7 protein-coding genes are annotated in these 9,852 nt (G+C 53.0%); all 7 read left to right on the forward strand.

Translation table 11 applies throughout. The features are described from left to right. The first annotated feature begins 10 nt into the window (after positions 1–10). The 7 genes from ACQ4OB_RS26305 (at position 11) to ACQ4OB_RS26335 (ending at position 9,821) form a co-directional block, all read left to right on the forward strand. A complete protein-coding gene (locus tag ACQ4OB_RS26305; RefSeq protein WP_074876479.1) occupies positions 11–370 on the forward strand; it encodes a response regulator in 360 nt (119 codons plus the stop codon). Positions 371–428: 58 nt separating this feature from the next. Further along, positions 429–626 (forward strand): PhoPQ-activated protein PqaA family protein, encoded by a 198-nt coding sequence (locus tag ACQ4OB_RS26310; RefSeq protein ID WP_430956746.1) that lies wholly within the window; start codon positions 429–431, stop codon positions 624–626. A 376-nt stretch (positions 627–1,002) separates the two neighbouring features. Next, on the forward strand, positions 1,003–4,776 hold the full coding sequence (locus ACQ4OB_RS26315; RefSeq protein ID WP_430956747.1) for a hypothetical protein: 3,774 nt from the start codon (positions 1,003–1,005) through the stop codon (positions 4,774–4,776). Between the two features lie 108 nt (positions 4,777–4,884). Next, positions 4,885–6,180 (forward strand): glycosyltransferase, encoded by a 1,296-nt coding sequence (locus ACQ4OB_RS26320; protein ID WP_430956748.1) that lies wholly within the window; start codon positions 4,885–4,887, stop codon positions 6,178–6,180. Between the two features lie 139 nt (positions 6,181–6,319). Next, complete coding sequence (locus tag ACQ4OB_RS26325) at positions 6,320–7,183, forward strand: phospholipase (RefSeq protein ID WP_102614728.1); 864 nt, start codon at positions 6,320–6,322, stop codon at positions 7,181–7,183. A 78-nt stretch (positions 7,184–7,261) separates the two neighbouring features. Next, positions 7,262–8,167 (forward strand): AraC family transcriptional regulator, encoded by a 906-nt coding sequence (locus ACQ4OB_RS26330; protein ID WP_074876469.1) that lies wholly within the window; start codon positions 7,262–7,264, stop codon positions 8,165–8,167. 343 nt (positions 8,168–8,510) lie between these two features. Continuing rightward, positions 8,511–9,821, forward strand: coding sequence for an ABC transporter substrate-binding protein (locus tag ACQ4OB_RS26335; protein WP_430956749.1), 1,311 nt, complete (start codon positions 8,511–8,513; stop codon positions 9,819–9,821). The last annotated feature ends 31 nt before the right edge of the window (positions 9,822–9,852 follow it).

Here is a 9,852-nt window from a genome sequence, read left to right on the forward strand (position 1 = left end):
AGAACCCACTATGTCCGCCACCGCGTCCATCATCCTTGTAGTCGAAGACGACGCCATCGTGCGCATGCTGATTGTCGATGTGCTGGAGGAACTCGAGTTCAAGGTGCTCGAAGCCGATGGCAGCGAACAGGCGCTGGAGTTTCTCAACGATGAAGACCAGCACATCGATTTGATGATGACCGACGTTGGATTGCCAGTGATGGACGGCCGTGAACTGGCCACCCAGGCCCGGATGCTGCGCCCCGAGCTGCCCATCCTGTTTGCCAGCGGTTATGCCGAAAGCATGGATGTGCCCGAAGGCATGCACGTGATCGGCAAACCGTTTTCCATTGATCAGTTGCGCGACAAGGTCAAAGGCATGCTGGCCTGAGAGTTGTTTGGGGCTGTGGCCCCTCCACTTCTGCATAAACCGACGCAAGGCTGTATTTTTGCCATGCACAGAAGATGACAGCGTTGCCCGCAGCTGGAAACTATTCATGCAGGCCCCGGAACAACAGCCCTTTATGTCGCTGCATGTGCCGATGATGGAAGCGCTGGTCAAGGCCATGGACCTGACCCAAAAAGAAACGCAGCCAGGCCGGGTGGTGAGTTTTCTTGCCACCGGCGCGTCGAAACGCGAGCGCTGAGTTCTTCGAGGCTGAGTACGCAGACGGCGTTGTCGAAACGACGATGGTCAAGATTCTTCCGGGATACGTATCCGAATCAGGCATTACCCGCCGATGATGCGTTTTGCAGTTGTCGTGTTTCCTTGACTACACGTGACTGGCAAACCGTTTCCCATTAATCAGTAGCGGAATGCAGTCAAATGCTCTATTTAAAACTACAACAAATCACCTGACCTTCTTGCCTGTTATAGAAAAGAGTCATTTGCCGCCGAACAACATGACAACCCACCAACTACGCAAACAAATGCAATACACACTTACATACGTCGACTTGCCATCAATTAAATATTAAAAGAGGATACCTCAAACATACAGCCCTGAAACAACTGGATTTACCATGAGCCTTACTAATGCAACCAATACATTTCAAAGACACTTATCAAGACCTTTGACTTATAGCCCGCCTCAAGATCACAACAGTCATAAAGACAATATCGAGCGCCGGGAATTTCTCGACAAATTAAAGCGTCGAGTGCAAGACAGCAGTCACTCCAGGAAAGTCAGCCTGGAAGGTTATTTTATCTCCCTGGAACCTGGCTCATCGCTAGAAGAAACTCTCCAGCCCGCAAGAGCCATTTTGCGAAACATGGTCGAAAAAACCTCTTTCAAAAATCTTTTATTGAAACTCCAGCTGCCCGAAGACTCACTGTTTGAAGTAACCGCCACAGGTCAGGTCAAGGCACACTACGCTGGTAAAACCCTGAGTTTCGAGAGTGCATTCAAACTGGCTCCGGATCTGAACGATGATCTTGTTGTATTGGTTGAAATGGCGCAATTGACGGGTGGCGTCGTCACCCTTGACGACCAGGTCGGCATGATTCAATGGTTGAGATTCCATCGTTACCTCCTTCCTCGAACGGTAGTCGATGCTCAGAACCTGATTGCCTTCCTGGAGCAGTCATATCCGGAAAATCCGCCATTCGGCAACTATTGGGAAATGGTAATCGCCGGCGAAAATAATCCGCTCACTATGTCATCAGCACAGCGGGACCGGCTTCGAACACTGATCAAGGAATACACCAAGGGCGAGTCATTATTGGAACTGCTTTCAGACACTATTCTGGGTGGACGATCCACTCCCATCAAACGATCGGAAGCGGAGTATTTTCTGAACATGCTTGTTTCCAGTTCCATTGCTCTAATCTGGGCAAAAAGCTTTGTACGAGACCTGGATTGGTATGGTGCGCAAGATGATCAGCCCTTATCGGACGAATCTCTCCAGCAAATACTTTTCACTGCGCTACTGTTGGATCTTCATCCGAAGGTCGGGGAGCAAGAGCCGCGCAATCAAGTGGCCGGGTTCGATCTCTATGCAGCCCAACATATAGAGAAGTCTTTCACCAGTGTTCAAACGGAATTCGAAAGACATTTGATCAATCACCACCGGGTCACTGAACAGAACGTGGCACTGGCCTCGCATTTATTGCTGGCCGGCACCGCGCCGGAGTTCCTGGTCCAGGACTTGCCACCTACTTTGCTATTAGGCACCCCGCAATGGGTTGATTACTGCCGGACCATCGCGGTGCAGGAAGCTATCTCACCGGGATCGTCGCGCGTAATGACCCATGCGCAAATACAACACCTGATGAAGTCCGAGTCAGTCACAGAGTCGCAACAGGCACTCAATGCCTTGGCTGCTGTAGATCCAGTGATCAACTGGGCGTTGCTCAACAGTATCGTCACCCATGATGAAGTGAACCGCTCGACCAAGGATTCGCTTGAAGTGGCCGTGGCCGCTTACGCCCGCCATGCGAAAACCCTTGCTGAAACGGCTGAAACGCTGTCTCGCCCCTTGCCGACCCGCAAGAGCGTCGCCCTGGATATCCTCAAGCAAGTCGCCAAAGGATGCACCTATCTTGAAGATGACGTCCTTCACCAAAAGAGCAATCGATCACTGGAAGACGCCTATGCCGACCCGTTTCTCATGTCCCCTGTAGACCTGCACATGTCCAACGACCTGCAGACAGGCGATTGGGACTTGAAGCATGGAGCAAGTATTTATACTGCGTTTCCAAAGATGCTCCCCAATCTGATCTCTGCGCAGGGAGAGTTTTACCGCCAATTCAATCGGAACTACCTGTCACATGCGCAGGCTATGTATACGCATTTGAAACTAGCCCTTTCATCCTTGCCGCTTGTTGATCGAGTGCGGCTGCTGCGCGGACAATTGACGATATTCTCTGTACGGCCTTCAGTCGCGACTATTCACCCAATCACCCGCTTCCCCATGAATCCATTAGCGTCAACCCTTGACGTCATACTTAAAGTGCCGAATCGGGTTCCCATGGAGAGTCATAAAGACAAAGAGCAGGCCACCGGTCGTTACGGCGTGGTGATGTGTACCTACTTCGAAGGACGATTGAGCTGTTATGAGCTGTTCACCTTGCACGGAGTCTGCCGTGAAAACACGGAACTGGCCGAGCTGATCGAAAGGGAGAACCTGTTACGTACAAGCCCCCGCGGCAGTGAAAAGAACCACACCCATCCGGCACCGGTGCATCAACTGCCCACGGACATCGAGTGCTACACCCATGGGGTCACACCTGGCCTCGTCAATACCAGTCGTGGCGTCATTGAAAAGATCGGTGAACTATCCGCACCCCCACTGGCTTCGGACATTGAAAGCAAAGGCTATTACCAAAGTTTCTATTCAAGTGAATTCGAGTCACTCGTAAACTTCGTGCTCAAGCACCAGCCAATCGCAACCTACGATGAGTTGGTGAAAGAATGTTGGGGGCAAACCCGGCTGGAGGCATTGCGTGCAGAACGTGAAGAGGCATTGAACACGTTTCTCAATATTGTCGTACCGTTCAAATCATGCATCGAAGACATCAGTTCAGACGATCTGGATCGACAGTTCCAAGGCGTAGGTGCCTGCACCCTGGAAGCTGCGATGACGCTTCTGTTGGTGGTCGGGGCCATTGGCAAGATAGCCAGTATTGCCGCCCGAAGCATGACCCTTGCAACGAAAGCCAGCGCCCTGGCCAAAACTGGCCTGGGCCTGGTGAGCAGCTTGCTAAACCCGCTGGATGGCGTTCCGGATTTGCTTATAGGTGGCGCGAAACTGTTGCGCAAAGGTATTAGCGGGACTGTTGCGGCCTTGGAAAACGCCGTATCCGATCTTCGACAGTTGACGGGTCAGACTCAATTCGAGCAATTGGCCAGAGCCGGCGATCCAGACATCATTCGTCTCGGAACCTGGCGCCCTGCGCAAACTTCCCAGGATGCCTTCCAGGTATGGGGTATACGCCACCATGACGAATGGTACGCACTGAACCGATTTGGTGAGCCCTGGGGAGCCAAACTGAAGGGTTTTGATCTCAAACTTAAATTGCCCATCCCACGCTGGCATAAAATCATGCCTAAAAGCTACGCTCGTACAGTGATCAAAGAAGGCTTACCACTCGCCAGCAGAAAAGTAGACGATGCCATCAACGTATTGAATGACCCAACGCTGATCCAGGAATCGAATGCGGCGCTCGTCCTTCTGCTTGCGAATGACTCTTCCGCAGCCCGAAGTGCTTACCGTGACTACCTGATTGCAGTAAAAGAGGACCTTACAAATATCAAACCCGGCAACTTTATCCTCGACAGCAGTCAAGAAAGCGACTCAGTAGCCGAGCTGCATTGGGGGCTGTACAACGACTGGAAAACTGGCGACAAGGCGCAAAATGCCAACAACGAATTTATCCGGGTCTACAGTGACAACTTCAACGAGGCTTATCGCAGGGATCATTTCAACCCGGGCATTACTGCCGATACTTTCGTTCATGAAATGTTCCACGGCGCGCCGAAAACCAAAGATTTCGCCTACGCTGAAGACACCGGAATATTTCAGCGTGGCTCTCAACAATTGGACGTGAGTCCACTCCTGAATCTCGCCAACGGCAAGATGTCCATGGGCCTGCCGAGTTTTCCAAATACCAACTACAACAGCGGGATGGCGTTTAAAAATGCCGACTCATTTGCATTGACGACATCGCTGCTAAGCCAATTAAAGACCAACAAGCAAGCCTATCAGCAGAATATAGCGACCATGAAAGCGGCACTCAAAAATGCCAACCATGGATGCATCAATGGGCAGACACTGGTAAAAATCAACATTCTCTGAGTTTCAGACAGACCGAGTTAACGATACCGGGCGCATGCGACCACTACTGTACTGTGGTTTAATTGCGCCCTTTTTTGCCCCCTCGCTTGCTGCAAAGGATCACTGTTCATGACCCAGCCCCACGCAACCAAAGTCCTGGTCATCGGTTACGTCTGGCCCGAGCCCCGCTCTTCAGCGGCGGGTGGACACATGATGCAAATTCTCGAGACCTTCTTGCAGCAAGGCTGGGACATTACTTTCAGTAGTCCGGCCAGCTCCGGTGAGCATCGGGCAGACCTGACGGTGTTGGGCATTCGCGAAATCCCGATCGAATTGAACAACAGCAGTTTCGACAGGTTCATCAGCGAACTGGCTCCGGATATCGTTTTGTTCGATCGGTTCATGATGGAAGAACAGTTCGGCTGGCGAGTTGAGAAGCACTGCCCCGATGCCTTGCGTGTGCTTGAGACTTCTGACCTGCAAAGCCTGCGAGATGCCCGCCATCAACGCCTCAAGGAGCGTTTGAAGGCGAATGACGACACCAATGACTTCAGTGAACTGTTCGCGCCAGCGTTACGGGAAGAGTTTGAGCTCATGGCCGAGACCGATCTGGCCAAACGGGAAATCGCAGCGATTTATCGTTGCGACTTGAACCTGATGGTTTCCGAAGTGGAGATCGAATTGCTGGTCGAGCAATTCAAACTGCCGCGCCACTTGCTGCACTGGTGTCCGCTGATGGTCGATCTACCGAGCGTGCCGTCGGTTTCTTTTGGCGACCGCGCGCACTTTCTCAGCATCGGCAACTTCCGTCATGCGCCGAACTGGGATGCGGTGCTCTGGATGAAAACCACTATCTGGCCGCTGATTCGCGAACAACTGCCCAAGGCTCAATTGCACATTTACGGTGCTTACACGCCGCCCAAAGCGACTGCATTGCACAACCCCGGCCAGGGCTTTCATGTGATGAACTGGGCGCAAGATGCGTTAAAAGTCATGTCTGGCGCACGGATTTGTCTTGCGCCCCTACGCTTTGGTGCCGGCATCAAAGGCAAAATTGTCGACGCCATGTTATGCGGTACGCCCACGATCACCACGCCAATCGGCGCAGAAGCAATGCATGGCGAACAACGCTGGCCGGGGGCTGTGACCCGAACAGCACAGGCGTTCGCCGAGTGCGCGGTTCAGCTGTACAAGGATGAAGCTCTGTGGACGGACGCTCAATCCCTTGGGCAATCGTTGCTCGTCGCGCGTTATCGACAATCGGAGCATGGTCCGGCGCTGATTGAAAAGTTGTTGTATTGCCAACAACATCTGGCACAACTTAGAAATGACAACTTTACGGGAAGTATGTTGCGCCATCATCACCACAGAAGTACGCAATACATGGCGCAATGGATTGAAGCAAAGAATCGGAACCCATTATAGAACTTATACCAACAACAAATATTTTGCATTATCACTGTTATTGACCAAATCCAGCACTCAACCTTATAAATATTCAGCCAGACTTGTTTAAGTTCGGCACCCTCAACTCTTCTTATAAATTAATGCAAGGATGCATTAAATGAGCAACTACGCCAATAACAACTGGATGTCCGCCACGCCAGCCATTAACACTTTATCGCTCAGCGAACTGACTCTGCCTGGCACTCATAACGCTGGCTGCGACTGGAAAGCGCCCTGGCCTTTGTTCGGCCCTCCCCCGCACTGGGTGGCTTGTCAGCATAAGTCGTTCTATAGCCAACTGTGTCATGGGTCCCGAGCACTTGACGCCCGTCTGATTTATGACGCCGCTGCCCCAGGGTTAGGAAAATTCATATTTACACATGACAGTCATCGCTCTAACCGCACGCTGGGCGAACTGATAACCGACCTAAATAGATTTCTTACGGAAAATCCGGATGAGTTTGTCATTGTGGACTTTCACCAACTCAAGAATGGCGAGCATCCATTTGACTTCAAATACTTCAACGACATGATGTTGAGATTTATCGACCATCGGATGATTCCTGTCCAAAACCAGAGCCTGAGCCTTGAGAGACTCAAGCAAATCAGCCCACTGCAAAGAATACTGATCGCGACCCCATGGCACAGTGCTCTTGATCGAACTGTATTTCACGAACAGATCAGGCACAAATGGTCTGGCAGCGGCATCACCAATGTCGCTGATTTGAAGCAGCACATTATTAATGTACTGAAATACCCGCCAGGCACAGGGGCACCGTGGTCACTTTCCGCCACCAGTTACAGCGCGCTCGGTGGCCCCGTGGATATTCATGACGAGCTTAATTCCTGGTTCGATCCGAATAACAGCGACTGGGCGTCAAAATGCAACATCATCAACGTCGATTTTATTGAAGAGTCCAACATCGTCTCTTATTGCCGAACGGTAAACCTGATGAAAGCGCGCGATCGGGTCCCCCGTTAGGCAAAGTCGTGGCAGGCTGGCACAGCAGGCGCCAAAAGAGGCATGATCGAGCAGCGATAACAAGAAAAGCATCCTGACATGACTCGAACAGCCCGCGTGACAGACCCCTCCTACGAATTGATGGACGACCACAACGGGTTGTCCATCATCTACCGTCAGCACGGATTCCCTTGCCCGCTGGTGCGTTGGCATTTTCACAAGGAATACGAACTGCACCTGATCGTCGCCAGTTCCGGCAAAGTGTTCATCGGTGACTACATCGGTAATTTCTATCCGGAATCGCTGTTCCTCACCGGCCCCAACCTGCCCCACAACTGGATCAGCCAGGTGGCCGAAGACGAAGTGGTGCCCAAGCGCGACATGCTGGTCAATTTCACGGACGAGTTGTTCGACAGCGGCCACTTGGTGTTTGCCGAGCTCAAGGCACTGGCGCCACTGTTGGAGCGCGCCCAGTACGGCATCGAGTTTCGCTGCAAGCGCACCATCCGCCAGGCCATGACCTTGATGCAGCGTATCGCCGATACCCAAGGCGTGACGCGTCTCGGGCACTTTTTCATTCTGCTGGAGTTGCTGGCCGCCTCTGACGATTTTCAGTTGCTGTCCGGAGCCACGACACCGCAATTGGCCGACGAGCACAATATCGATCGCACCAACCGGGCGGTGGATTACATCTTCGCGCATTACGCCCGGGAACTGCCGCTGGAAGAAGTCGCCGAGCACTTGGGCATGAAGCCGACCTATTTCAGTCGAGTGTTTAAACAAGCCACCGGCCGCTGCTTCATCGAATTCGTCAATCGCCTGCGGATCAGCAAATCCTGCGAGTTGCTGGCCGATGGCAACAAACCGGTGACCGATGTGTGCTTCGAGTCGGGCTTCAACAATATTTCCAACTTCAATCGGCGCTTTCAGCAACTCAAGGGCATGACGCCCTCGCATTATCGGCGGTTGGCGGTGCAGCGGTTGACCGAACAAAACCTTGGGTAAATACAAATCCCTGAGGGAGCGAGCCTGCTCGCGAAAGGGTGGATCATTCAACAGTGATGTTGACTGACACGAAGTCATCGCGAGCAGGCTCGCTCCCACAGGTTAAGACCTGTTTTCACACTGAAACCTGTACGGATTCAATAGGCGTTAACTGCTGAAAACCCGTTCCCTGCACCTCCCCCCTCAAAGTCCAGTGCAAAATAGTATCGATTCAAGTGCGATGGATGATTTGTCACGTCATCAATTGAAGGCTGTAATCAGTGCACATTCTTCCCCCCGCAGGAAGACACAAAAACAATAACTGTCCTTCTGTAACCCGCCGGGTGCAGAAAAGGAGTGCACGATGCAACCTTCTGTAAAAGCTCTGCTTGCCCTTACCTGCATGACCCTCAGCAGCGTCAGCCTCGGCGCCCAGACCCTGACCATCGCCACCGTCAACAACAGCGACATGATCCGCATGCAAAAACTCTCGAAAACCTTCGAGGCCGAGCATCCGGACATCAAGCTCAATTGGGTAGTGCTGGAAGAAAACGTGCTGCGCCAACGCCTGACCACCGACATCGCAACCCAGGGCGGACAGTTCGATGTTCTGACCATTGGCATGTACGAAGCCGCACTCTGGGGCGGCAAAGGCTGGTTGGAGCCAATGAAGGACTTGCCGGCCAGTTATGCCCTCGACGACGTGTTCCCATCGGTGCGTGAAGGCTTGTCGGTCAAGGGTTCGCTGTACGCTTTGCCCTTCTACGCCGAAAGCTCCATCACCTATTACCGCACCGACCTGTTTAAGGAAGCCGGGCTGACCATGCCCGAGCACCCGACCTGGACCCAAATTAGCGAATTCGCCGGCAAACTCACCCATAAGGATAAAGAACAGTACGGCATATGCCTGCGCGGCAAGGCCGGTTGGGGCGAGAACATGGCGCTGATCACCACCGTCGCCAATGCCTATGGTGCGCGCTGGTTCGATGAGCAATGGAAGCCGGAATTTACCGGCCCCGAGTGGAAAAACGCGCTGAACTTCTACGTCGACACTATGAAGAAATCCGGTCCGCCGGGCGCGTCGAGCAACGGTTTCAATGAAAACCTCGCGCTGTTCAACAGCGGCAAATGTGCCATTTGGGTGGATGCCAGCGTCGCTGGCTCCTTCGTCACCGACAAGACCCAAAGCAAGGTCAGTGATCACGTCGGTTTCACCTACGCACCGCACGAGACTACCGATAAGGGTTCAGCCTGGTTGTATTCCTGGGCGCTGGCGATTCCGACCAGTTCCAAGGCGAAGGACGCGGCGAAAACCTTCAGCGCCTGGGCCACTTCCAAGGAATACGGTGCGTTGGTTGCCGAGAAAGACGGCATCGCCAACGTGCCGCCAGGTACTCGCGCTTCGACGTACAGCGATGAGTACATGAAGGCTGCGCCGTTCGCCAAGGTGACCCTTGAATCGCTGAAAGCCGCGGACCCGAGCAAACCGACCCTCAAGCCCGTGCCCTATATCGGCATTCAGTTGGTGACCATTCCTGAATTCCAGGCCGTGGGCACCCAGGTCGGCAAATTGTTCTCGGCAGCGCTGATCGGCCAGACCACGGTCGACCAGGCGCTGACCGCTGCCCAGTCAACCACCGAACGTGAAATGAAGCGCGCCGGTTATCCCAAGTAACCCCGCTACCAATATGGGAACTGCTTGTGTG

This window comes from Pseudomonas sp. ES4 (genome assembly GCF_050586665.1).
Taxonomy (GTDB): Bacteria; Pseudomonadota; Gammaproteobacteria; order Pseudomonadales; family Pseudomonadaceae; genus Aquipseudomonas; species Aquipseudomonas frederiksbergensis.